Genomic DNA, 22,334 nt, shown 5'->3' on the forward strand with positions numbered 1-22,334 from the left:
GGGCAGCTGTAACGCTCAGGCCGTAACGCTCAGGCGGTAATGTTTAGGCTTTTTCCGGCGTGCCGATGAAGCGGTAGATCGCCGCGCCCAGCAGCGCGCCGGCGATCGGCGCGACCCAGAACAGCCACAGCTGGCTGACCGCCCAGTCGCCCACGTACAGCGCCACGCCGGTGCTGCGCGCCGGGTTGACCGAGGTGTTGGTGACCGGAATGCTGATCAGGTGGATCAGGGTCAGGCCCAGGCCGATCGGCAGCGGCGCGAAGCCCTTGGGCGCGCGCTCGTCGGTGGCGCCGAGGATAATCAGCAGGAACATCATCGTCATCACCACCTCGGTCACCAGCGCCGCCAGCAGCGAGTAGCCGCCCGGCGAATGCGCGCCGTAGCCGTTGGAGGCGAAGCCGCCCATGACGTCGAAGCCGGCCTTGCCGCTGGCGATGACGAACAGCACGCCGCCGGCGGCGATGCCGCCCAGTACCTGCGCGATGATGTAGGGCAGCAGCTTATTGGCGGGGAAGCGGCCGCCGGCCCACAGGCCGATCGACACCGCAGGATTCAGGTGGCAGCCGGAGATGTGGCCGATGGCGTAGGCCATCGTCAACACCGTCAGGCCGAAGGCCAGCGATACGCCCAGCAGGCCGATGCCGACACCGGGAAAGGCCGCCGCCAGCACGGCACTGCCGCAACCGCCGAGCACCAGCCAAAATGTTCCAAAAAATTCCGCGCCATATTGTTTCATGTTTTTCCTTCGATAGAATGAGCCAGTTTGCATAATGTATTTGCAACGTTGTCAATCTACCCGGGACGGAGCAAAAAGTCGAGCGCGGAATTTTCACGCGGCCGGCAGGCGCAGCAGCAAACGGGTGCGGCCGGCAGCACGCCGGCATATTCCAGCGACAGCGTCCAGCAACCGTCTTCCAGCGCGGCGCCCAGCACGATGGAGGTGCCCGCCGGCGTATGGGCCGCGGCGTTCAGCGCCAGGTGTTCGAACAGCGTCTGGCACAGCGTGCGGTCGGCCAGCACCGGCGCCGGCGGCAGCATCACCGGATGGGTGCGGGCGGTGGCGGCGGTGGCGCGCGCCAGCACCGCGTTCAGCGCCAGCGGCTCGCTGCCCGGCTGGCACACGCCCTGTTCGATGCGGCACAGTTCGAGTGACAGGCTGGCCAGCCGCAGCGCGGTGCGCCGCCTCGTCCAGCCGCTGCAGCGTGTCGCGCCGGGCCGGCGCCGCGGCCAGCGCGGGATCGGCCAGCAGCTGTTCGCCGGCGGCGATCACCTCGGCCAGCGGCGCGCTCAGGTCGTAGCGGCTCAGGCGCTCGACTTCCTCGCGCAGCTGGGCGTTGTCGGCCACGGCCGAGTTCTGCCGCTTCAGGTCGGCCATCATGCCGGCCAGCCGCAGGTGCGTGCGCAGGCGCGCCTTCAGGATGGCCGGATCGACCGGCTTGGTGACGTAGTCGACCGCGCCCAGCTCAAGGCCGCCGACGATGCCCCGGTCTGGTCCTTGGCCGTCAGGAAGATCACCGGGATGTCGGCGGTGGCGGGATCGGCCTTGAGGCGGCGGCACACTTCGAAGCCGTCCATCTCCGGCATCATGATGTCGAGCAGGATCAGGTCCGGCCGGTGCACGGGAATGATCTCCAGCGCCTTCTTGCCGGAGATCGCCACCTTGACGCCGTAGCCGTCCTCGGCAGCATGCCGGCGATGACCTTGATGTTGGTGGCGATGTCGTCGACCACCAGCACGGTCGCTTCGCGCAGGCGTTCCTCCAGCGGGCGTTCCATGCCGATCAGCGGCGCCGGCGCCGGCGTGGCGGCGGACGCGGCGGCGCGGCGCATGCCCGCGCGTTTGGCGGCGGCGTCGCCGCGCGATTGGAACATCGCCTGCAGCTTGCTGTGGAAGGTGGCCAGCGTGAAGGGCTTGATCAGGCAATCGGTCACGCCGGCCTGGGTCGCCGCCAGCAAGCCTTCGCGGTTGGCTTCGCCGGGCAGCAGCATGAACGGCAGCTCCTTGTCGGCCAGCGTGCTGCGCACCCAGCGCAGCAATTGCAGGCCGTTCATGCCCGGCATGTCGAGGTCCGAAATGACGGCGGCGATCGGCCGTTCGTTGAGGATGCGGCAAGCTTCTTCGCCGCTGCCGGCCAGGAACACGTTGGCGAAGCCGAGATCGGCGAGGATGCCTTTGACCAGGGAGCGCATTTGTTGATTGCCGTCCACCACCAGCAACGGTAGCGAGAGATCGATATTCGGCAGAGGAATAGAAGGTTCCAGCGTGATAGTGAGTAAGGTCGAAAGTAAGGCAATGCCGCGCTGGCTTGCTGCGGTGGTGCTGCTACAACAGTAGCAAGCAACATCCATCATGCAAGCATCTATCTTAACTTTACTTTATTTTTCTTTTGAAGCAATTTGAGGTGCTGTGGCTTAAAACTCCACAATACAATTGATTGTCGGCCACATTGTGGCGCAGGCTTTATTTCTGGGATACAGTTGGACTTCCACAAGGCCGCACATGCGCCTTGCGAGATGATAGTGGGGTGGCGTCCAGTGAAGAATAATGCGGGTATGGATAGCAGGATATTGATGCCCTTCGGCCTGGCCGGCGCGGGCGCGCTGGGGACCGTGGTTGCCGGCTGGAGCACCTGGGGCTGGTACACGCTGTTGTGGTCGGCGTTGCTGCTGGCCGCCGCCGCGTGGTGCGCGCGCGCGTCGGGCGCGGCCGGCATGGGCGGCGGCGAGCAGCAGATGATAGACAGCTACCTGGCCGGACGCGAGCAGTTCGGCGACGCCGTGCTGCCGATCTGGTGCCGCCACATCGAAAACTCGCGCACCCAGATGGAGGAAGCGGTGGCCGACCTGGCCGGGCGTTTCTCCAGCATCGTCGACAAGCTCGACAACGCGGTCCATGTGTCCAGCCACGGCGGCGGCCAGGGCGGCCCCGCGATGACCGAGGTGTTCGCGCGCAGCGAAACCCAGCTGGGCTCGGTGGTGGTGTCGATGAAATCGGCGATGGCTTCCAAGCAGGCCATGCTGGCCAAGATCAAGGACCTCGAAAGCTTCACGCGCGAATTGCGCGACATGGCCGAAGGCGTGGCCAGCATCGCCGCGCAAACCAATCTGCTGGCGCTGAACGCGGCCATCGAGGCGGCGCGCGCCGGTCCCGCCGGCCGCGGCTTCGCGGTGGTGGCGCAGGAAGTGCGCAACCTGTCGAGTCGCTCGGCCGAGACCGGCCGCAACATCTCCAACCGCGTCGGCCTGATCAGCAGCGCCATCCTGGCCGCCAGCCAGGCGGCCGAACAGTCCAGCGAGCAGGAAGACAAGTCGATGCAGTCGGCCGAAGGCATGATCGATACGGTGCTGCAGGACTTCCGCCGGATGACCGACGAGCTGGTGCAGTCGTCCGACCTGCTCAAGCAGCAGAGCGTCGGCATCCAGGGCGAGGTCGGCGAGGCGCTGGTGCAGCTGCAGTTCCAGGACCGCGTCAGCCAGGTGATGGCGCATGTGCGCGAAAACATGGAGCTGCTGCCGGCGCTGCTGCGCGACAACCGCGACCGCTACCACGCCGACCAGGTGCTGGAGCCGCTCGACCCGCAGCCGCTGCTGCACGAACTGCAAAAAACCTATGCGATGGCGGAGGAGCACGCGATCCACACCGGCTCGCGCCACGCCACCCCGGTCGCCGCCGCGGCCGATGAAATCACTTTCTTCTGAGGATAGCTAAACCATGGCAAAAACCATTATGGTGGTCGACGATTCCGCATCCCTGCGCCAGGTGGTCGGCATCGCGCTCAAGGGCGCCGGCTACGACGTGATCGAGGGCCGCGACGGCGTCGACGCGCTGTCCAAATGCACCGGCCAGAAAATCCATCTGGTGGTGTGCGACGTCAACATGCCGAATATGGACGGCATCACCTTCGTCAAGGAATTCAAGGCCCTGCCCAACTACCGCTTCACGCCGGTCATCATGCTGACCACGGAATCGCAGGAGAGCAAGAAGGAAGAGGGCAAGGCTGCCGGCGCCAAGGCATGGGTGGTCAAGCCGTTCAAGCCCGAGGTGCTGCTCGGCGCCGTCGCCAAGCTGGTGCTGCCCTAAACCGAACGACCGAACGACTGAACGGAGGCCGCGATGCCGGACCAATCACCGCAGGACGTCACCCGCATTGCCATCGACGGCGAGATGACGATCTACCGCGCCGCCGACCTCAGAGTCACGGTGCTGGAAGCGCTGCGCAAGTCGCGCGTGCTGGAGATCGACCTGGCCGGCATCACCGAACTCGATACCGCCGGCCTGCAGGTGCTGATGCTGGCCAAGCAGACCGCCAACGCCGACAAGCGCGAACTGCGCCTGCTGCACCACAGCCCGGCCGTGGTCGAGATATTCGAAATGCTGGACCTGGGCGCGTTCTTCGGCGACGCCCTGCTGATACACGACTGACCTGCGAGGCCACGCCATGAACCTGGACGAAGCGCTACAGACATTTATCACGGAAAGCCGCGAACTGCTCGAGGAAATGGAAAACGCGCTGCTCAACGTCGACCTTGCGGGCGACCAGAGCGAGGCGATCAACGCCATCTTCCGCGCCGCCCACACCATCAAGGGTTCGGCCGGCTTGTTCAGCCTCGATCACATCGTCGCCTTCACCCACGTGGTCGAGAGCCTGCTCGACGAAGTGCGCGACGGCCGCGTGGTGCTCAACGATGAAATGATCGTGCTGCTGCTGTCGTGCTGCGACTACCTGTCCGGCATGACGGACGCGCTGGCCGCCGGCCGGCTGGAGGCCGATCCGGACACCGCGCCCGAAGGCGAGATGCTGCTGCAGCAGCTGCGCCGCCACATGGAAGGCGGCGCGGACGCCGCCGGCACAGCCGCAGGTGCAGCGTCGGCGCCGCTGGCGGTGCAGGCCGAGCCGGGCGTCGAGCGCATCGCCCAGCACGGCGGCGACAGCGACTACTGGCACATCTCGCTGCGCTTCGGCCGCGGCGTGCTGCAGAACGGCATGGACCCGATCGCCTTCCTGCGCTACCTGGCCAAGCTGGGCCGCGTGGTGGGCATCGCCACCGTGCCCGATGCGCTGCCGCCCGCCGACGAGATGGACGCGGAGCTGTGCTACCTCGGCTTTGAAATCGCCTTCGACAGCACGGCCGACCGCGACGCCATCGCCGGCGTGTTCGAGTTCGTGCAGGACGATTGCGAGATCCGCATCATCCCGCCGCACAGCAAGGTGTCGCACTACGTCGACCTGATCCGCGCCTTGCCGGAGCAGGCCGCGCGCCTGGGCGAGATACTGGTGCGCTGCGGCAGCGTGACCGCGTTCGAGCTGGAGGGGGCGCTGCACCAGCAGTCGACCGAGGAGCGCCCGGCCGACGAGCCGCAGCAGCAGCTGGGCAGCATCCTGGTCGGCGCCGGCAACGTGCCGCCGGTGGTGGTGGAGGCGGCGCTGGCCAAGCAGAAGCAGGTCAGCGAACAGAAGGCGCAGGAGAGCCGCTCGATCCGCGTCGATTCCGACAAGCTGGACCGGCTGATCGACCTGGTCGGCGAGTTGATCATCGCCGGCGCGCGCGCCAACATGATAGGCCAGCATATCCAGAACGCCGAGCTGCTCGAATGCACCTCGACCCTGACCGGGCTGGTGGAGGACGTGCGCGACGCCGCGCTCGAGCTGCGCATGGTGAAGATAGGCGCCACCTTCAACCGCTTCCAGCGGGTGGTGCACGACGTCGCGCGCGAGCTGGGCAAGGACATCGGCCTGATCGTCGACGGCGAGGATTCGGAACTGGACAAGACCGTGGTGGAGAAGATCGGCGATCCGCTGATGCACCTGGTGCGCAACGCCATGGACCACGGCATCGAGCCGGCCGACGTGCGCGTGGCCAACGGCAAGTCTGCCAAGGGCATGATCAAGCTCAACGCCTTCCATGAATCGGGCAGCATCGTCATCGAAGTCAGCGACGACGGCGGCGGCCTGCGCAAGGAAAAGATCCTGGCCAAGGCCGTCGAGCGCGGGCTGGTGGACGCCGACCGCAAGCTGACCGACAGCGAGATCTACAACCTGATCTTCGAGGCCGGGTTTTCCACCGCCGAGAAGATCACCAACCTGTCCGGACGCGGCGTCGGCATGGACGTGGTCAAGCGCAACATCACCGCGCTGCGCGGCAGCGTCGACGTCAGCAGCAAGGAAGGCGCCGGCACCACCGTCACCGTGCGCCTGCCGCTGACGCTGGCCATCATCGACGGCTTCCTGGTGCAGGTGGGATCGTCGGTGTTCGTGATCCCGCTCGACATGATCGAGGAGTGCATCGAGTACGCCACCGAGCCGGGCCAGGACTATTGCAACCTGCGCGGGCAGGTGCTGCCGTTCGTGCGTCTGCGCGAGCTGTTCCGCATCGACGGCGCCGCCACGCGGCGCGAGAGCATCGTCGTGCTCAAGCTGGGCAACCAGCGCGCCGGGCTGGTGGTCGATACGCTGCTGGGCGAATTCCAGACCGTCATCAAGCCGCTCAGCCCGATGTTCAGCGAAGTCAAATGCATCAGCGGCTCGACCATCCTGGGTAGCGGCGAAGTGGCGCTGATCCTGGACGTGTCGGCGCTGATGCAGGCCGTCAGCGGCAAGGGCGCCGCCGTGGCGCTGGCCGCCTAGCCTGAAAGAGGAAACCATGAATACCGCCGTCAACAATGTCGTGACTTACGGGAGCAGCGCCATCGTCGCGCTGCAGAGCGGCGCCGCGCTGCCCAGCCAGTTCCTGACCTTCATGCTGGGCGAGGACCAGTACGCGGTCGGTATCCTGCACATCAAGGAGATCATCGAGTACGGCAGCCTGGCGACCGTGCCGATGATGCCGGACTGCGTGCGCGGCGTGATCAACCTGCGCGGCGCCGTGGTGCCGGTGATGGACCTGTCGGCGCGCTTCGGCCGCAGTCCCAGCGTCATCGGCAAGCGCAGCTGCATCGTCATCGTCGAAGTCGACAGCGGCGACGGCGAGTGCAAGCAGGTGCTGGGCATGCTGGTCGACGCGGTCAACGCGGTGGTGGAGATCGCCGCCGGCGACATCGAACCGGCGCCGTCGTTCGGCACCCGCATCCGGCCCGACTTCATCGCCGGCATCGGCAAATTCAACGGCAAGTTCGTGATCCTGCTCGACATCGAACACGTGCTGTCGAACGAGGAAATCGTGGAAATGGCGCGCGACACCGTCGCCGCCCGCAGCAACTGACCATCGAAGCAAAGCAGCCCATGCCCGTCACCGCCATCACCGACCGCGAGTTCATGCAGTTCCAGCGCTTCATCTACGATGCGGCGGGTATCTTCATGGCCAACGGCAAGCAGGCGCTGGTCAGCGGCCGTCTGGCCAAGCGGCTGGCCCACTATCAGCTCAACAGCTATGGCGACTATCTGCGGCTGCTGGAAAGCCGCACGCAGCCGGCCGAGCTGCAGGTGGCGGTCGACCTGCTGACCACCAACGAAACCTATTTTTTCCGCGAGCCCAAGCACTTCGCGCTGCTGCGCGACCTGGCCACCGAGGCGCGCGACAAGAAGCAGACCCTGCGCGTGTGGAGCGCCGCCAGTTCCAGCGGCGAGGAACCGTACAGCATCGCCATGGTGATGGCCGACGTGCTGGGCGACGCCGCCTGGGAGGTGCTGGGCACCGACATCAGCACCCGGGTTCTGGAGCGCGCCCGCAGCGGCCACTATCCGATGGAGCGCGCCAGCCAGATGCCGCCGGCCTACCTGAAGCGCTTCTGCCTCAAGGGCCAGGGCTGCGAGGCCGGCACCATGCTGATCGAGCGCCCGCTGCGCCAGCGCGTGCAGTTCCGCCACCTGAACCTGAACGAGCCGCTGCCCAAGATCGGCAGCTTCGACGTGATCTTCCTGCGCAACGTGATGATCTACTTTAACCTGGAGACCAAGCGTCAGGTGGTGGCGCGGCTGCTGGCGCAGCTGCGGCCCGGCGGCTACTTCCTGATCGGCCATTCCGAGACGCTCAACGACATCAACGATACCCTGCTTGCGGTGGCGCCCTCCATCTATCGCAAACCATGACGGCGACGCTGACCATGGCCGATTCCAAGCTGATCGATATCTTCCTGATGCCCGGCGATTTCTTCGTCGGCGACCAGCGCTACCGCGTGCGCACGCTGCTTGGCTCCTGCGTGTCGATCACCTTGTGGCATCCGGCCCTGCGCATCGGCGCGATGTCGCATTTCCTGCTGCCCGGCACCGGCCGCAGGAAGGCCCACGACAAGCCCGGCATCTACGGCGCCGACGCCATGGCGCTGATGCTCGAAGGGATGGCGCAGCACGGCGCGCCGCCGATCCAGTGCCAGGGCAAGATCTTCGGCGGCGCCGCCATGTTCCCGCGCAACGCCAAGGTGCGCGACATCGGCATGCAGAACGGCGACTACGCGCGCAGCCTGTTGCAGCAGCACGGCATCCAGGCGGTGTCCGAAAGCCTGTTCGGCGAAGGACACCGCCAGCTGATTTTCACCATCCGCAGCGGCGAAGTATTGAGCCGCCAGGTGGCGCCCGATACGGCGGCGCCCCGCAAGACCAAGGAAAAGGCATGAGTGGAATCAAGGTCATGATCGTCGACGACTCGGCCGTGGTGCGGCAGGTGCTGAGCGGCCTGCTCAACGCGGCGGCCGGCATCACCGTCACCCACGCAGTGGCCAATCCGCTGCTGGCGATCGAGCGCATGAAGGTCCAATGGCCGGACGTGATCGTGCTCGACGTCGAGATGCCGAAGATGGACGGCATCACCTTCCTGCGCAAGATCATGGCCGAGCGCCCGACGCCGGTGGTGATCTGCTCGACGCTGACCGAGAAGGGCGCGCAGACCTCGGTCGAGGCGCTCAGCGCTGGCGCGGTGGCCATCATCACCAAGCCGCGGCTGGACCTGAAGCAGTTCCTGCACGACAGCGCCGACGAATTGGTGTCGGCGGTGCGCGCCGCCGCCGGCGCCCACGTCGGCAAGCTGGTCAACCGTCCGCCGCCGGTGCCGGCGCCCAAGCTCAATGCCGACGCCGTGCTGCCGCCGTCCGACCACAAGCCGATGACCGCCACCACCGAGCGCGTGGTGGCGATCGGCACCTCCACCGGCGGCACCCAGGCGCTGGAAGAGGTGCTGACGTCGCTGCCGCGCGTGTCGCCCGGTATCGTGGTGGTGCAGCACATGCCGGAAAAATTCACCGCCGCCTTTGCCGCCCGCCTCGACAGCGTGTGCGAGGTGCGCGTCAAGGAAGCCGCCAACAACGACCGCGTGCTGCAAGGCCAGGTGCTGATCGCGCCGGGCGGCAAGCATATGCTGCTGCGCCGCACCGGCGCCCAGTATTTCGTCGAGGTGGTCGACGGCCCGCTGGTCAACCGCCACCGGCCGTCGGTCGACGTGCTGTTCCGCTCGGCGGCGCGCGCGGCCGGCGCCAACGCGCTGGGCGTGATCATGACCGGCATGGGCGACGACGGCGCGGCCGGCATGCTGGAGATGTTCAAGGCCGGCGCGCGCACCGTGGCGCAGGACGAGGCCAGCTGCGTGGTGTACGGCATGCCGAAGGAAGCGGTCAAGCGCGGCGGCGTGGAGAAGTCGGTGCCGCTGAACGCGATCTACCGTGAAATCCTGCAGCAGCTCGGCTACTGACCTTTTACCGCATATGGAACCAGCGCGCACCATGCCGACACAAACCGCCACCGTCAACGAGACCGCCGTCGCCCGGGCCTGGGCCGGCCAGCGCGTGCTGGTGGTGGAGGACAGCGCGGTGCAGCGCGGCTACCTGGTCGGCCTGCTGCGCCAGCTCGGCTTCGGCGACATCCTGGAGGCGGGCGACGGCAACGAAGCCTTGCAGATGCTGGAGCGGCAGGACGGCGAGCCGATGTTCCTGGTGCTGACCGACCTCGAAATGCCGGGCATGGACGGCATCGAGCTGACCTGCCAGCTGCGCGACCGTCGGCTGGCGCAAAACCTGATCGTGGTCAGCGCGCGCGATCCGCGGCTGCTGGAGATCATCGAGAACATGAGCTTTGACGATGCCTGCCTGGACCTGCTGGGCACCTTGCTCAAGCCGGTGCAGCTGGACGCGCTGACGCAGTTGCTGGAGCGCGCCGGGCGTGCGGTGGCCGCCAAGCCGGCCTGCGCGCAGCCGGACCAGCCGCTGCTCGACGAACTGGCGCAGGCGCTGGCGCGCGGCGAATTCCTGCCTTACTACCAGCCCAAGATCGCCATGCAGAGCGGCCAGCTGAAGGGCATGGAAGCGCTGGCGCGCTGGCGCCATCCGGTGCGCGGCCTGCTGGCGCCGGCGCATTTCATCGATGCGCTGGAAGGCACGCCGCTGATGGAGGACTTCACGCTGGCGATGGTCGGCCAGGTGCTGGCGCAGCTGGAGGAATGGCAGCGGCACGGCCTGCCGCCGCTGACGGTGTCGATCAACCTGTCGGCCGACAACCTGGCCGAGCGCAGCTTCATCGACCGGCTGACGGCGCTGGTGATGGCCTCCTCGGTGAAGCCGGCCACGCTGGTGTGGGAAGTCACCGAGACCAGCGTGATGCGCCAGCTGTCGCAGGCGCTGACCAATATGGGCCGCTTGCGGCTGATGGGCTTCGGCCTGGCGATGGACGATTTCGGCATCGGCTATTCGTCGATGCAGCAGTTCGCGCGTTGCCCGTTCACCGAACTGAAGATCGACCGCGCCTTCGTCAACGGCGCGTCGCAGCGGGCCAACCGCCACGTGGTGTTGAAGAGCGCGCTGGACCTGGGCCAGAGCCTGGGCGTGGCCACCGTGGCGGAGGGGGTGGAGACGATCGAGGACTGGAAGCTGCTGCGCGAGCTGGGCTGCGACATGGCGCAGGGCTATCTGCTGGCCAGGCCGATGCCGGCGGAGGATCTGGTCGGGTGGATGAGGCAGGACCGGCGCCGCTTGCGGGCGCTGGCGGTGGACGAGCAGGGCCAGGGCGCGGCATCGCGTCCTGATTAAATATATCTAAAAAAACGGCCTAACTGGAGAGCTATTATGTTTGCAACGATTACAGTCAGGACCAAGATTTTGACGCTGCTGGGCGTCGCAGTGCTGGCACTGCTGGTGGTGGTGATCATTTCCTTCATGGGTTTGAAAAAGGAAGGCGAGATGCTGCGCGAGATAGGCGTGGTGCGCCTGCCGTCGGTGCAGGCGCTGATGGCGATGAACGAGGCCAAGACGGCGCTGCGCTCGTCGGCGCGCGCCGTCGATGCGCTGGCCAACTATCCCGACCAGGCCGACGAGCTGCCGCATGAGCTGAAGCGGCAGGGCGATATCATGGCGCAGTTCGAGAAAGCCTGGAAAATCTACGAGCCGCTGCCGCAGACGGTCGAGGAAGAAAAGGTGTGGAAGCAGTTCATCAAGGAGTGGGACGACTGGAAGCAGAAGAACACCATGTTCACCGATCAGCTGTCGAAACTGATACGTACCGACAAGGACAAGCGCAAGGAGGAATTCGTCGAGCTGCACAAGGTGCTGCTGGCCAACCGCGACGCCTTCCACGCGATTGAGAACAGCCTGGGCAAGCTGGTGCAGATCAACGTCGACGTCGGCAACGACTCGGTCAAGGAGGCCGAGATCGCGTCGTCGCGCGCCCAGACCCAGATGTACACGGCGTCCGCCATTTCGCTGGCGCTGCTGGTTTCGCTGGGCCTGTTGATATTGACGGGCATCCTGCGCCAGCTGGGCGGCGACCCGAGCTACGCCGCCGAGATCGTGCGGCAGGTGGCCGACGGCGATTTGAGCGCCGACGTCGAACTGAAATCCGGCGACAGCACCAGCCTGCTGGCGGCGATGAAGGGCATGATCGAGAAGCTGTCGCACGTGGTGCAGGAAGTGAACAACGGCGCCGAGTCGCTGGCCAGCGCTTCGGAAGAGGTCAGCGCCACCGCGCAGTCGCTGTCGCAGGCGGCCAGCGAGCAGGCCGCCGGCACCGAGCAGACCAGCGCCTCGGTCGAGCAGATGACGGCGTCGATCTCGCAGAACACGGAAAACGCCAAGGTCACCGACGGTATCGCCAGCAAGGCGGCGCTGGAGGCGGCCGAGGGCGGCGAGGCGGTGCGTTCGACGGTGGCGGCGATGCAGCAGATCGCCAAGAAGATCAGCATCATCGACGACATCGCCTACCAGACCAACCTGCTGGCGCTGAACGCGGCGATCGAGGCGGCGCGCGCGGGCGAGCACGGCAAGGGCTTCGCGGTGGTGGCGGCCGAGGTGCGCAAGCTGGCCGAGCGCAGCCAGGTGGCGGCGCAGGAAATCGAGCAGGTGGCGTCGAGCAGCGTGGAGCTGGCCGAGAAGGCGGGCCGGCTGCTGGACGAGATGGTGCCCAACATCCGCCGCACCTCCAACCTGGTGCAGGAGATCACGGCGGCGTCGGAAGAGCAGTCGGCCGGCGTCGGCCAGATCAATTCGGCGGTCACGCAGCTGAGCCAGACCACGCAGCAGAACGCGTCGAGTTCGGAGGAGCTGGCCGCCACGGCCGAGGAGATGAGCGGCCAGGCCGAGCAGCTGCAGCAGACCATGTCCTTCTTCAAGCTGGCCGGCTATGGCGCCAGCACGCGCAGCGTGCGCGCGGTGGCGCCGGTGCGCGTGGCACGGGCCAAGCCGAAAGCCGGCGCCACGGCCGGCAACCGCCGCATGGCGGAAATGAGCGATCCAGACGAAAGCAATTTCACTAAATTCTAAGCGAGGCCGGCATGAATACCTTGAGCGTAGCGGAGCCGCGGCAACTGGCGGCGGGTCCAGCGCAATATCTCAGCTTCATGCTGGGACCGGACATGTTCGCCATCGGCATCCTGGCGGTGCGCGAGATACTCGAGTATGCCGGCGTCACGCCAGTGCCGCAGATGCCGGCCTGTATCAGCGGCGTGATCAACCTGCGCGGCACGGCGGTGCCGGTGCTGGACCTGGCGCGGCGGCTGGAACGGGCGCCGTCGCCGATCGGCAAGCGCACCTGCATCATCGTGGTCGAAGTGGACAGCGACGACGGCCCCTTCGTGATCGGCATCCTGGTCGACGCCGTCAACGCGGTGCTGGATATTCCGGCCGCCGATGTCGAGCCGGCGCCCAGCTTCGGCGCCCAGGTGCGCGCCGAGCTGCTGCAGGGCATAGGCAAGGTCAACGGCCGCTTCGTGCTGCTGCTGAACGTGCAACACGTGGTATCGGCCAGCGAGATCGCCGCGCTGTCGGCCGGCGGGGCCTTGCCACAGAATTCATAGCGCCACTCTTCAGGAGACGGATATGTTTGCACAGATAACCGTCAGGACCAAGATCCTGACGCTGATCGCGATCGCCGTGCTGGCGTTGTTGATGGTGATGGCGATCGCTTTCCAGGGGCTGAAAAAAGAAAGCGAGATGCTGGCCGAAATCGGCAAGAACCGCATGCCTTCGGTGAAGGCGCTGATGGCGATCAACGAGGGCAAGACCGGCATCCGCTCGGCCAACCGCGCGGCCGAGGTGGTCGCCGCCTATCCCGAAGATACGGCGGAAATCGCGCAGCAGATCAAGCGTCGCACCGAGATCTTCGCCGAGATCGACAGCGCCTGGAAAGTCTACGAGCCGCTGCCGCAGAGCACCGATGAAGCCGCGCTGTGGAAGACCTTTGTCAAGCAGTGGGACGCCTGGCGCCTGAAGGACGCGGAGTTCGGCGGCCTGCTGAGCCAGATCCGCGGCGCCGATCTGGCCCGGCGCAAGGAGCTGTTCCTTGAGCTGCACCGCAACCAGGCCGACAACCGCCCCGTCTTCCGCGAGGTCGAGGCCAGTCTCGACAAGCTGGTCGAGTTGAACGTCAAATACGGCGACGACTCCGTGCAGGAGGCGGATGCGGCGTCGTCCAGCGCGCTGACCAGCATGTATGTGGCGTCCGGCGTGGCGCTTGCGCTGCTGGTGGCGATCGGCCTGCTGATCCTGAGCGGCATCATGCGCCAGCTGGGCGGCGATCCGGGCTATGCGGCCCGGATCGTGCGCCAGGTGGCCGACGGTGACCTGAGCGCCGACGTCGAGCTGAAGTCCGGCGACAGCACCAGCCTGCTGGCGGCGATGAAGGGCATGATCGAGAAGCTGTCGCACGTGGTGCAGGAAGTGAACAACGGCGCCGAGGCGCTGGCCAGCGCTTCGGAAGAGGTCAGCGCGACCGCGCAGTCGCTGTCGCAGGCGGCCAGCGAGCAGGCCGCCGGCACCGAACAGACCAGCGCCTCGGTCGAGCAGATGACGGCGTCGATTTCGCAGAACACCGAGAACGCCAAGGTCACCGACGGTATCGCCAGCAAGGCGGCGCTGGAGGCGGCCGAGGGCGGCGAGGCGGTGCGTTCGACGGTGGCGGCGATGCAGCAGATCGCCAAGAAGATCAGCATCATCGACGACATCGCCTACCAGACCAACCTGCTGGCGCTGAACGCGGCGATCGAGGCGGCGCGCGCGGGCGAGCACGGCAAGGGCTTCGCGGTGGTGGCGGCCGAGGTGCGCAAGCTGGCCGAGCGCAGCCAGGTGGCGGCGCAGGAAATCGAGCAGGTGGCGTCGAGCAGCGTGGAGCTGGCCGAGAAGGCGGGCCGGCTGCTGGACGAGATGGTGCCCAACATCCGCCGCACCTCCAACCTGGTGCAGGAGATCACGGCGGCGTCGGAAGAGCAGTCGGCCGGCGTCGGCCAGATCAATTCGGCCGTCACGCAGCTGAGCCAGACCACGCAGCAGAACGCGTCGAGCTCGGAGGAGCTGGCCGCCACCGCCGAGGAGATGAGCGGCCAGGCCGAGCAGCTGCAACAGGCGATGTCCTTCTTCAAGCTCGCTGGTGTGTCGCGCAGCGTGCGCGCGGTGGCGCCGGTGCGCATGGCGCCGCGGGCCAAGCCGAAAGCCGGCGCCATGGCCGGCAGCCGCCGCATGGCCGAAATGAGCGATCCGGACGAGATGAACTTCATCAAGTTCTGAGTCCCGGCGCGTGTGGCGTGGATCGTACGCCACAGCGTGAGTATTGGTTAGATTTGGTGCTGCGGATTGGTTCACAATGGCTAGTGGCTACACGTTACCTCGGAGAAACCCCTCATGTTCAAGCAGATGAAAATGGAAACCCGGCTGCATGCCGGTTTTGGCGGCATCGTGTTGCTGGTGATATTGCTGGGCGTAATAGCCTTCGCCAAGCTGACTTCTCTGCATGATCACTGGAACGAGTTCGAGACCGTGACCCTGGCGCGCAAGAACGCGGTGCTGGAAGGCGTGACGGCGCAAGGCCTGGCGGTGCACCACTTCAAGAATTACATCCTGCGCGGCGGCGACTACAACAGCAAGTTCCGCGCCGACCTGGCCACCATCGAGCAGCATATGGCCGGTTACAAGAGCGCCGGCAGCGTCACCGCCGAGGAGCAGGCGCTGTTGAACGAGGTGGCGGTGAGCACCAAGGCCTATGGCGACAGCATGACCCAGCTGGAGGCCATGCACGAGAAGGGGATGACCCCGGTGGAGATGGACAAGTCGATCAAGGGCGCCGACGAAGCCATCGCCAGCGCCTTCCGCAAACTGCTCAAGGTCAACGCCAGCGAAACGCAGGCTGAATCGACGGCGATGACCGAGGTGACCAACTCCGCCAAGCAGATGATATTGGCGGTCGACGTCTGCATCGCCATCCTCGGCTGCGTGCTGGCGGTGTGGCTGGCGCGCAGCCTGTCGGGCATCGTGCGCGAGGTGCAGTCGGTGGTCGCCAGCCTGGCCGGCGCCTCGCAGGAAGTCAGCGCCACCGCGCAGTCGCTGTCGCAGGCGTCCAGCGAGCAGGCCGCCGGCGTCGAGGAAACCAGCGCCTCGATCGAGCAGATGACGGCGTCGATCGCGCAGAATACGGAAAACGCCAAGGTCACCGACGGCATCGCCACCCAGGCGGCGGTGGACGCGACGCGCGGCGGCGAGGTGGTGAAGGCGACGGCGGCGGCGATGAAGCAGATCGCCAGCAAGATCAGCATCATCGACGACATCGCCTATCAAACCAATTTGCTGGCGCTGAACGCGGCGATCGAGGCGGCGCGCGCGCATGAACACGGCAAGGGCTTCGCGGTGGTGGCGGCCGAGGTGCGCAAGCTGGCCGAACGCAGCCAGGTGGCGGCGCAGGAAATCAGCAAGGTGGCGTCGGACAGCGTGGAGCTGGCCGAGCAGGCCGGCCAGATGTTCGACGCGCTGGTGCCCAACATCCGCAAGACGTCGGACCTGGTGCAGGAAATCACGGCGGCGTCGGAGGAGCAGAGTTCCGGCGTACGGCAGATCAACAGCGCGGTGATCCAGCTGAGCGAGACCACGCAGCTCAACGCGGCCAGCTCGGAGGAACTGGCGGCGACGTCGGAAGAGATGAGCGCCCAGGCCGAGCAGCTGGGCGCCTTGATGGCGGTGTTCAAGCAGTACGCGGTCGACGAGGCCCCGCGCGGCACGCGCTCGACGCGTCCGACGATGCTGCGGCCGGGCGTCGCCTCGGCGCGCGCCGCCCGCCCGCGCAACCTCGGCCTGGTCGCCGACGGTTCGCCGGACGAGACCAAGTTCACCCGGTTCTAGGCTGGCGGCGGGGCGCTAGGCGAGCATGGCGACTTGATGCAAGCCCGGCCGCGGCCCCTGCCGCGGCGCCTGCGCGGCAGGCGTCAGCTGGAATACGCTGACGGTGCCGAGCAGGCCGGCGGCCTGCTCCTGCAGCGATTGCGCGGCGGCCGCCGCCTCCTCCACCAGCGCGGCGTTCTGCTGCGTGACTTCATCCATTTGCGCGACGGCCTGGTTGATCTGGTCGATGCCCAGCGTCTGTTCGCGGCTGGCGTTGCTGATCTCGGCCATGATGCCGCTGACGCGCTCCACGCTGGCGACGATGTCGGACATGGTGGCGCCGGCCTGCCGCACCAGGCGGCTGCCGGCATCGACCTTCTCCAGCGAATCGCCGATCAGCGCCTTGACCTGGCGCGCCGCGTCGGCGCTGCGCTGGGCCAGGCTGCGCACCTCGGTGGCCACCACGGCAAAGCCGCGTCCCTGCTCGCCGGCGCGCGCCGCCTCGACCGCCGCGTTCAGCGCCAGGATATTGGTCTGGAACGCGATGCCGTCGATGACGCCGATGATGTCGACGATCCTGTCGGAGCTGTGCTTGATGTCGTCCATGGTGCTGACCACCTGGCCGACCACGCCGCCGCCCTGCGCCGCCACCTCCGACGCGGATGCCGCCAGCTCGTTGGCGCGGCGCGCGTTGTCGGCGTTTTGCCGCACGGTGGCGGTCAGCTGTTCCATCGAGGAGGCGGTTTCCTCCAGCGAGGCGGCCTGCTGCTCGGTGCGCGCGGACAGGTCCAGGTTGCCGGCGGCGATCTGGCTGGACGCGGTGGCGATGCTGTCGGTGCCGCTGCGCACCTGGCCGACGATGCCCACCAGGTCCCGGTTCATGGTGCGCAGCGCCTGCAGCAGCTGGCCGGTTTCGTCGTTGCTGCGCACGGCGATGTCACGGGTCAGGTCGCCGGCGGCGACGCTGCGCGCCACGCTGACGGCGTGCGCCAGCGGCCGCGTGATGGCGCGCACCAGCCACCAGCCGATGCCGCCCGCGAGCAGCAGGCCGAGCGCGATGATGCCGGTGGCCAGCGCGCGCCGCACGCCGTAGTTGTCCTGCGACTGTTGATACTCGGCCTTGGCGACGTCGAGTTGCAGCGCGATCAGGTCGTTGAGCGGCGCGCGCAGGCTGTCGTACATGGGCAGCATGGTGCCGCGCACCAGCTGGTCGGCCAGTTCCGGCTGGCCGTGCTCCAGCGCCGCCAGCGTGGTGGCGATGGCCTGCGTCTCGAAAGCGGCGCGGCGCGCCACGAACAGCGCGGCCAGTTCCTTTTCGCGCGGCGTCAGGTAGGTGGCCGCGTAGGCGGTCCAGTTGTCGCGCTCGCGCTGCAGCGTCTCGCGGATCGCCGCCAGCTGCGGCGGCGCGCCGGCCTTGGCGGCCAGCGCGATCTGCAATTGCGCCCGCACCAGCGAGCGCGCCACCTGGTCGAGCTGGCCCAGCGCGACCAGGCGGTCGTCGTACACGGTCTTCAGCGAAGCGTTGACCTGCGCCATGCCAGACAGGCCGTAGACGCCGATGGCGACAAGCTGCAGCGACAGCAAGGCGAGAACAAAAATCAAACGGGCGCGGATGCTGAGATTGCGTAGCATGGTTTCCTTCAAAGGCTAATTTCCGACTGGAAATAAACGCCTGAGTGTAGGACCGGCCCCTTCGACAGGATATTAACTAGTGACTGACTTCAGCAAAAAATTTGCGGCATCAAGGCTTGACGAACTTGAGCGTCATGCGGTCGCTCTCGCCGATGGCCTGGTATTTGGCGCGGTCTTCATCCTTGTTGGCGTAGGTCGGCGGCAGCGCCCACACGCCGCCCTTGTGGTCGGCGTTGTCCTTGGGATTGGCGTTGATTTCCGACTTGGCCGCCAGCTTGAAGCCGGCCGCTTCGGCCAGGCCGATCACGTATTTCTCGTGCATGTAGCCGGAGCTGGCGTCGGCGTCCTGGGTTTTGCCTGCCGGCAGGCGGTGCTCTTCCACGCCGAGTATGCCGCCCGGCTTCAGGCTGGTGTAGAGGCTGGCGAACAGCGTCTTCATATTGTCGGGCCCGGTTTCCATCCAGTTGTGGACGTTGCGGAAGGTGACCACCATGTCGACGCTGCCGGCCGGCGCGAACTCGTACTTGCGCGGCGGCGAGAACACGCCCAGCGCCACCTTGTTGTAGACGGCCGGATTGGCGTTCAGGCGCGCCATGAAGCGCTCGGCCGCCTTGCGCTCGTTGGCGTCGGGCGAGGCCAGGTCGTTGCCGCCAGTGATCAGCTTGCCGTGGTCGCGCAGGTAGGGCGCCAGGATCTCCGTGTACCAGCCGCCACCCGGCGCCAGCTCCACCACCGTCATGGTCGGCTTGATGCCGAAGAAGGCCAGCGTCTCGTACGGATGGCGGTAGACGTCGCGCGCCACGTTGGCCGGCGTGCGCGACGGCGCGGCGATGGCGGCCTTCAGCGCGGCGTCTTCGGCGGCGACAGCGGCGCCGGCGCCGGCGCCAAGCAGCATGGTGGTGGCCAGCGCGGCCAGTATGGTTCGTTTCATGCAAAGTCTCCTGAAGGTTCGTGGGCTCGGGGCGACGCGGGGACGGTCGCCCTGCCGGATCATCTGTCAAGCTTGCAGGGAGGTCAAGCTAATTGGCTGCGGACACCGGCCGGACACTTTGCGGACACTTGCCGGACAGATGAGCGGACACTTCGATCCGTTTCGCTCCGCTTCGGTCTTGCATATCAGTCACTTGCATAATGATTTCGGTGGCACGTATTTTGCTCTTATTGCCTCTTCGGGCGGCTGGCCCGCAATCCTGTTGGAGATACTATGGAACGACGTGCATTCCTCAATGTGAGTAGTCTGGCGCTGGGCACGATGCTGCTGCCCGCCTTCGGCCGCGCGATCGCGGCGGAAGAGTTGTTGAAGCCGGTCGCCCTGCAGTTCAAGAAAATGCTGGCCGATACCGCGATGACGGCGGCGACCCAGGCCGGCGCCTCCTACTGCGACGTGCGCGTGGGCCGCTACCTGAACCAGTTCATCACCACCCGCGACCTGAACGTTGAGAACGTCACCAACACGGAATCTGCCGGTGTCGGCGTGCGCGTGATCGCCGGCGGCGCCTACGGCTTTGCCGCCACCAACGACATGACGCCGGACGGCGTGGCCGGCGCCGCGCGCCAGGCGGTCGCCATCGCCAAGGCCAACGCCAAGCTGCAGACCGAGCCGGTGATCCTGGCGCCGGTCAAGGGCGTCGGCGAAGTGGCGTGGGCCACGCCCATCGTCAAGGACTGGCGCACCGTCGCCATCAAGGAGAAGGCCGAACTGCTGATCGCCGCCAACAAGGCCGGCATGGAAGGCGGCGCCAGCTTCATGCAATCGCTGCTGTTCCAGGTCAACCAGCAGAAGTACTTCGCCTCCACCGACGGCTCCTACATCGACCAGGACGTGCACCGCCTGTGGATGCCGGTGTTCGCCACCGCCGTCGACCAGAAGACCAACAAGTTCCGCTCGCGCCAGGGCCTGTCGTCGCCGGTCGGCATGGGCTATGAATACCTCGACGCCCGCCCGGAGCACAAGATCAAGGCCGCCGGCGGCGTGACCACGCTGTACACCAAGTCCTACGACCTGATCGAGGATGCGCGCGCGGCCGGCAAGCAGGCCAAGCAAAAGCTGACCGCCAAGTCGGTCGAGCCGGGCAAGTACGACCTGGTGCTGTCGCCGGAACACCTGTGGCTGACCATCCACGAATCGGTCGGCCACCCGACCGAACTCGATCGCGTGCTGGGCTACGAGGCCAACTACGCCGGCACCAGCTTCGCCACGCTGGACAAATGGCAGAGCAAGAAATTCAAGTACGGCTCCGACCTGGTCAACATCGTCGCCGACAAGACCACCCCGGGTTCGCTGGCCAACGTCGGCTACGACGACGAGGGCGTCAAGTGCAAGCGCTGGGACATCATCAAGGACGGCATCCTGGTCAACTACCAGGCCACGCGCGACCAGGCGCACATCATCGGCGAGAAGGAATCGCACGGCTGCTCGTACGCCGACAACTGGGCCAACGTGCAGTTCCAGCGCATGCCCAATGTCTCGCTGCAGGCGGGCAAGAAGAAGATGACGCCGGACGAAATGGTCAAGGACGTCAAGAAGGGCATCTACATCGTCGGCGACGGCTCCTTCTCGATCGACCAGCAGCGCTACAACTTCCAGTTCGGCGGCCAGCTGTTCTATGAAATCAAGAACGGCAAGATCGGCGCCATGCTGGAAGACGTGGCCTACCAATCGAACACCCAGGAGTTCTGGAATGCCTGCGTCGGCATCTGCGACGAGCGCGATTGGCGCATGGGCGGTTCCTTCTTTGACGGCAAAGGCCAGCCGCCGCAAGTGTCCGTGGTATCGCACGGCGCTTCGACGACGCGCTTCAACGGCATCAACGTCATCAACACCGCGCGCAAGATCGCCTAAGCCCTGGAGACCACGAGATGAAGAATTTGAGTCAAGAAGAAGCAAAACGTATCTGCGACAAGGTGCTGTCCTATTCCAAGGGCGACCAGTGCGAGGTGAACATCACCGGCAGCCGCAAGGGCAATATCCGCTATGCGCGCAACGCCGTGTCGACCGCCGGCCTGATCGAGGACATGCAGCTGGCGGTGTCGGTCGCCTTCGGCAAGAAGCAGGGCGTCGCCACCATCAACGAGTTTGACGACAAGTCGCTGGAAAAAGCCGTGCGCCGCGCCGAGGACCTGGCGCGCCTGGCGCCGGAAAACCCGGAGTTCATGCCGACGCCGACCAAGCAGGAATACAAGGCCAGCGACACCTTCTCGCAGAAGACCGCCGACATCGATCCTGAATTCCGCGCGCAGGTGGCGGCCTACAGCATCGAGAACAGCAAGAAGAACAAGCTGGTGGCGGCGGGCTTCTTCACCGACAGCTCGCAGTTCACCGCCATCGCCAATTCGAACGGCGTGTTCGGCTTCCAGCGCGACACGGGCCTGGACTTCACCGTCACCGTGCGCACCGAAGACGGCCGCGGTTCAGGCTGGGCCAAGCGCAGCGTCGGCGACGTCAGCAAGTTCGACCCGCGCGAAGCGTCCAACGTGGCGATTGAAAAAGCGCTGCGCTCGGTGGACGCCAAGGCGCTGGAACCGGGCCGCTACACCGTGATCCTGGAGCCGGCGGCGACCTCGGACGTCCTGGCCTATATGTTCAACGGCTTCGACGCGCGCCAGGCCGACGAGGGCCGCAGCTTCCTGTCGAAGAAGGGCGGCGGCAACCGCATGGGCGAGAAGCTGTTCGACGAGCAGGTCAACGTCTGGACCGACCCGTGGGACAAGGACGTCGCCGTGCTGCCGTGGGATGCGCAAAACATGCTGGCGCGCGAACGCCAGGACATCATCAAGGGCGGCAAGATCGCCAACCTGGACTACTCGATGTACTGGGCCAAGAAGCAGGGCAAGCGCGCCATCGGCTCGCCGGGCAACATCATCATGGCCGGCACCAACAAGTCGACCGAGGAGCTGATCGCCAATACCAAGAAGGGCGTGCTGGTCACCCGCACCTGGTACATCCGCATGGTCGATCCGCAATCGGTGCTGCTGACCGGTTTGACCCGCGACGGCACGTTCTATATCGAGAACGGCAAGATCAAGCATCCGATCAAGAACTTCCGCTTCAACGAAAGCCCGGTGACGATGTTGAACAACATCGAGGAACTGGGCAAGCCGGAGATCCTGTCGGGCGACGAGTCGCAATACCAGCTGCTGATCCCGGCGATGCGGGTGCGCGACTTTAACTTCACGTCGCTGTCGGACGCGGTGTAAGGTAGCAAGGGCCG

21 protein-coding genes and 1 pseudogene are annotated in these 22,334 nt (G+C 66.2%); 16 read left to right on the top strand and 6 right to left on the bottom strand.

The genetic code is table 11. The features are described 5' to 3' along the window. Positions 1-43: 43 nt before the first annotated feature. Both aqpZ and ABWW33_RS28385 read right to left on the bottom strand, forming a co-directional pair. Positions 44-736, bottom strand: a complete 693-nt coding sequence (gene aqpZ / locus ABWW33_RS28380) for an aquaporin Z (protein ID WP_176655957.1) — start codon at positions 734-736, stop codon at positions 44-46. A 56-nt stretch (positions 737-792) separates the two neighbouring features. Then, positions 793-1,122, bottom strand: coding sequence for a hypothetical protein (locus ABWW33_RS28385; RefSeq protein ID WP_353404770.1), 330 nt, complete (start codon positions 1,120-1,122; stop codon positions 793-795). 26 nt (positions 1,123-1,148) lie between these two features. Between ABWW33_RS28385 and ABWW33_RS28390 the strand changes: the two genes are divergently transcribed. Continuing rightward, positions 1,149-1,298: a hypothetical protein gene (locus tag ABWW33_RS28390; protein WP_353404771.1), complete on the top strand. Its 150-nt coding sequence runs from the start codon at positions 1,149-1,151 to the stop codon at positions 1,296-1,298. 115 nt (positions 1,299-1,413) lie between these two features. On the opposite strand, the gene ABWW33_RS28395 is transcribed toward ABWW33_RS28390, so the two are convergent. Beyond that, a complete protein-coding gene (locus tag ABWW33_RS28395; RefSeq protein ID WP_353404772.1) occupies positions 1,414-1,659 on the bottom strand; it encodes a response regulator in 246 nt (81 codons plus the stop codon). After that, entirely contained in the window at positions 1,602-2,189 is a 588-nt protein-coding gene (locus ABWW33_RS28400; RefSeq protein ID WP_353404773.1) for a response regulator, read from the bottom strand. The genes ABWW33_RS28395 and ABWW33_RS28400 overlap by 58 nt, the downstream gene beginning before the upstream one ends. A gap of 381 nt (positions 2,190-2,570) precedes the next feature. Between ABWW33_RS28400 and ABWW33_RS28405 the strand changes: the two genes are divergently transcribed. The 13 genes and pseudogenes from ABWW33_RS28405 to ABWW33_RS33160 all read left to right on the top strand — a co-directional run. Continuing rightward, positions 2,571-3,698, top strand: a complete 1,128-nt coding sequence (locus ABWW33_RS28405; protein WP_353404774.1) for a methyl-accepting chemotaxis protein — start codon at positions 2,571-2,573, stop codon at positions 3,696-3,698. A gap of 13 nt (positions 3,699-3,711) precedes the next feature. After that, positions 3,712-4,080 (top strand): response regulator, encoded by a 369-nt coding sequence (locus ABWW33_RS28410; RefSeq protein WP_176655955.1) that lies wholly within the window; start codon positions 3,712-3,714, stop codon positions 4,078-4,080. 33 nt (positions 4,081-4,113) lie between these two features. Beyond that, positions 4,114-4,422 carry an STAS domain-containing protein gene (locus ABWW33_RS28415; RefSeq protein ID WP_176655954.1) on the top strand — a complete coding sequence of 103 codons (309 nt, stop codon included), beginning with the start codon at positions 4,114-4,116 and terminating at the stop codon, positions 4,420-4,422. A 16-nt stretch (positions 4,423-4,438) separates the two neighbouring features. Beyond that, complete coding sequence (locus ABWW33_RS28420) at positions 4,439-6,625, top strand: chemotaxis protein CheA (RefSeq protein ID WP_353404775.1); 2,187 nt, start codon at positions 4,439-4,441, stop codon at positions 6,623-6,625. A 16-nt stretch (positions 6,626-6,641) separates the two neighbouring features. After that, entirely contained in the window at positions 6,642-7,199 is a 558-nt protein-coding gene (locus ABWW33_RS28425; protein ID WP_353404776.1) for a chemotaxis protein CheW, read from the top strand. A gap of 20 nt (positions 7,200-7,219) precedes the next feature. Beyond that, positions 7,220-8,026 carry a CheR family methyltransferase gene (locus ABWW33_RS28430; RefSeq protein WP_353404777.1) on the top strand — a complete coding sequence of 269 codons (807 nt, stop codon included), beginning with the start codon at positions 7,220-7,222 and terminating at the stop codon, positions 8,024-8,026. Then, the gene (locus ABWW33_RS28435; RefSeq protein ID WP_353404778.1) at positions 8,023-8,550 is read left to right on the top strand and encodes a chemotaxis protein CheD; all 528 of its coding nucleotides are present in this window, start codon (positions 8,023-8,025) and stop codon (positions 8,548-8,550) included. Before ABWW33_RS28430 ends, ABWW33_RS28435 begins: the two co-directional genes overlap by 4 nt. Next, positions 8,547-9,617 carry a protein-glutamate methylesterase/protein-glutamine glutaminase gene (locus ABWW33_RS28440; protein WP_176655949.1) on the top strand — a complete coding sequence of 357 codons (1,071 nt, stop codon included), beginning with the start codon at positions 8,547-8,549 and terminating at the stop codon, positions 9,615-9,617. The genes ABWW33_RS28435 and ABWW33_RS28440 overlap by 4 nt, the downstream gene beginning before the upstream one ends. A gap of 31 nt (positions 9,618-9,648) precedes the next feature. After that, positions 9,649-10,947: an EAL domain-containing response regulator gene (locus ABWW33_RS28445; RefSeq protein WP_353404781.1), complete on the top strand. Its 1,299-nt coding sequence runs from the start codon at positions 9,649-9,651 to the stop codon at positions 10,945-10,947. A gap of 36 nt (positions 10,948-10,983) precedes the next feature. After that, entirely contained in the window at positions 10,984-12,672 is a 1,689-nt protein-coding gene (locus ABWW33_RS28450) for a methyl-accepting chemotaxis protein (protein ID WP_176655947.1), read from the top strand. A gap of 11 nt (positions 12,673-12,683) precedes the next feature. Further along, positions 12,684-13,205, top strand: coding sequence for a chemotaxis protein CheW (locus ABWW33_RS28455; protein WP_176655946.1), 522 nt, complete (start codon positions 12,684-12,686; stop codon positions 13,203-13,205). Positions 13,206-13,227: 22 nt separating this feature from the next. Beyond that, the gene (locus tag ABWW33_RS28460; protein WP_353404784.1) at positions 13,228-14,910 is read left to right on the top strand and encodes a methyl-accepting chemotaxis protein; all 1,683 of its coding nucleotides are present in this window, start codon (positions 13,228-13,230) and stop codon (positions 14,908-14,910) included. A gap of 771 nt (positions 14,911-15,681) precedes the next feature. Then, positions 15,682-16,512, top strand: a pseudogene (locus ABWW33_RS33160) (methyl-accepting chemotaxis protein); the annotation flags it as partial. Between the two features lie 15 nt (positions 16,513-16,527). Here ABWW33_RS33160 and ABWW33_RS28470 read toward each other — a convergent pair. After that, positions 16,528-18,123, bottom strand: coding sequence for a methyl-accepting chemotaxis protein (locus ABWW33_RS28470; RefSeq protein WP_353404786.1), 1,596 nt, complete (start codon positions 18,121-18,123; stop codon positions 16,528-16,530). A gap of 109 nt (positions 18,124-18,232) precedes the next feature. Continuing rightward, positions 18,233-19,054, bottom strand: a complete 822-nt coding sequence (locus ABWW33_RS28475; protein ID WP_353404787.1) for a class I SAM-dependent methyltransferase — start codon at positions 19,052-19,054, stop codon at positions 18,233-18,235. Positions 19,055-19,327: 273 nt separating this feature from the next. Here ABWW33_RS28475 and ABWW33_RS28480 point away from each other — a divergent pair, with 273 nt between their 5' ends. Then, the gene (locus ABWW33_RS28480; protein ID WP_353404788.1) at positions 19,328-20,965 is read left to right on the top strand and encodes a TldD/PmbA family protein; all 1,638 of its coding nucleotides are present in this window, start codon (positions 19,328-19,330) and stop codon (positions 20,963-20,965) included. Between the two features lie 17 nt (positions 20,966-20,982). Continuing rightward, entirely contained in the window at positions 20,983-22,320 is a 1,338-nt protein-coding gene (locus ABWW33_RS28485) for a TldD/PmbA family protein (protein WP_353404789.1), read from the top strand. Positions 22,321-22,334 lie beyond the last annotated feature (14 nt).

Origin of the sequence: Duganella hordei, from assembly GCF_040369125.1 — a bacterium.
GTDB lineage: Bacteria > Pseudomonadota > Gammaproteobacteria > Burkholderiales > Burkholderiaceae_D > Rugamonas > Rugamonas hordei.

Excerpts from the sequence above, each read along its gene's own strand:
- aqpZ (WP_176655957.1), bottom strand. The coding sequence starts at position 736 with ATGAAACAATATGGCGCGGAATTTTTTGGAACATTTTGGCTGGTGCTC.
- ABWW33_RS28400 (WP_353404773.1), bottom strand. The coding sequence starts at position 2,189 with ATGCGCTCCCTGGTCAAAGGCATCCTCGCCGATCTCGGCTTCGCCAAC.
- ABWW33_RS28405 (WP_353404774.1), top strand. The coding sequence starts at position 2,571 with ATGCCCTTCGGCCTGGCCGGCGCGGGCGCGCTGGGGACCGTGGTTGCC.
- ABWW33_RS28410 (WP_176655955.1), top strand. The coding sequence starts at position 3,712 with ATGGCAAAAACCATTATGGTGGTCGACGATTCCGCATCCCTGCGCCAG.
- ABWW33_RS28415 (WP_176655954.1), top strand. The coding sequence starts at position 4,114 with ATGCCGGACCAATCACCGCAGGACGTCACCCGCATTGCCATCGACGGC.
- ABWW33_RS28420 (WP_353404775.1), top strand. The coding sequence starts at position 4,439 with ATGAACCTGGACGAAGCGCTACAGACATTTATCACGGAAAGCCGCGAA.
- ABWW33_RS28425 (WP_353404776.1), top strand. The coding sequence starts at position 6,642 with ATGAATACCGCCGTCAACAATGTCGTGACTTACGGGAGCAGCGCCATC.
- ABWW33_RS28430 (WP_353404777.1), top strand. The coding sequence starts at position 7,220 with ATGCCCGTCACCGCCATCACCGACCGCGAGTTCATGCAGTTCCAGCGC.
- ABWW33_RS28435 (WP_353404778.1), top strand. The coding sequence starts at position 8,023 with ATGACGGCGACGCTGACCATGGCCGATTCCAAGCTGATCGATATCTTC.
- ABWW33_RS28440 (WP_176655949.1), top strand. The coding sequence starts at position 8,547 with ATGAGTGGAATCAAGGTCATGATCGTCGACGACTCGGCCGTGGTGCGG.
- ABWW33_RS28445 (WP_353404781.1), top strand. The coding sequence starts at position 9,649 with ATGCCGACACAAACCGCCACCGTCAACGAGACCGCCGTCGCCCGGGCC.
- ABWW33_RS28450 (WP_176655947.1), top strand. The coding sequence starts at position 10,984 with ATGTTTGCAACGATTACAGTCAGGACCAAGATTTTGACGCTGCTGGGC.
- ABWW33_RS28455 (WP_176655946.1), top strand. The coding sequence starts at position 12,684 with ATGAATACCTTGAGCGTAGCGGAGCCGCGGCAACTGGCGGCGGGTCCA.
- ABWW33_RS28460 (WP_353404784.1), top strand. The coding sequence starts at position 13,228 with ATGTTTGCACAGATAACCGTCAGGACCAAGATCCTGACGCTGATCGCG.
- ABWW33_RS28470 (WP_353404786.1), bottom strand. The coding sequence starts at position 18,123 with ATGCTACGCAATCTCAGCATCCGCGCCCGTTTGATTTTTGTTCTCGCC.
- ABWW33_RS28475 (WP_353404787.1), bottom strand. The coding sequence starts at position 19,054 with ATGAAACGAACCATACTGGCCGCGCTGGCCACCACCATGCTGCTTGGC.
- ABWW33_RS28480 (WP_353404788.1), top strand. The coding sequence starts at position 19,328 with ATGGAACGACGTGCATTCCTCAATGTGAGTAGTCTGGCGCTGGGCACG.
- ABWW33_RS28485 (WP_353404789.1), top strand. The coding sequence starts at position 20,983 with ATGAAGAATTTGAGTCAAGAAGAAGCAAAACGTATCTGCGACAAGGTG.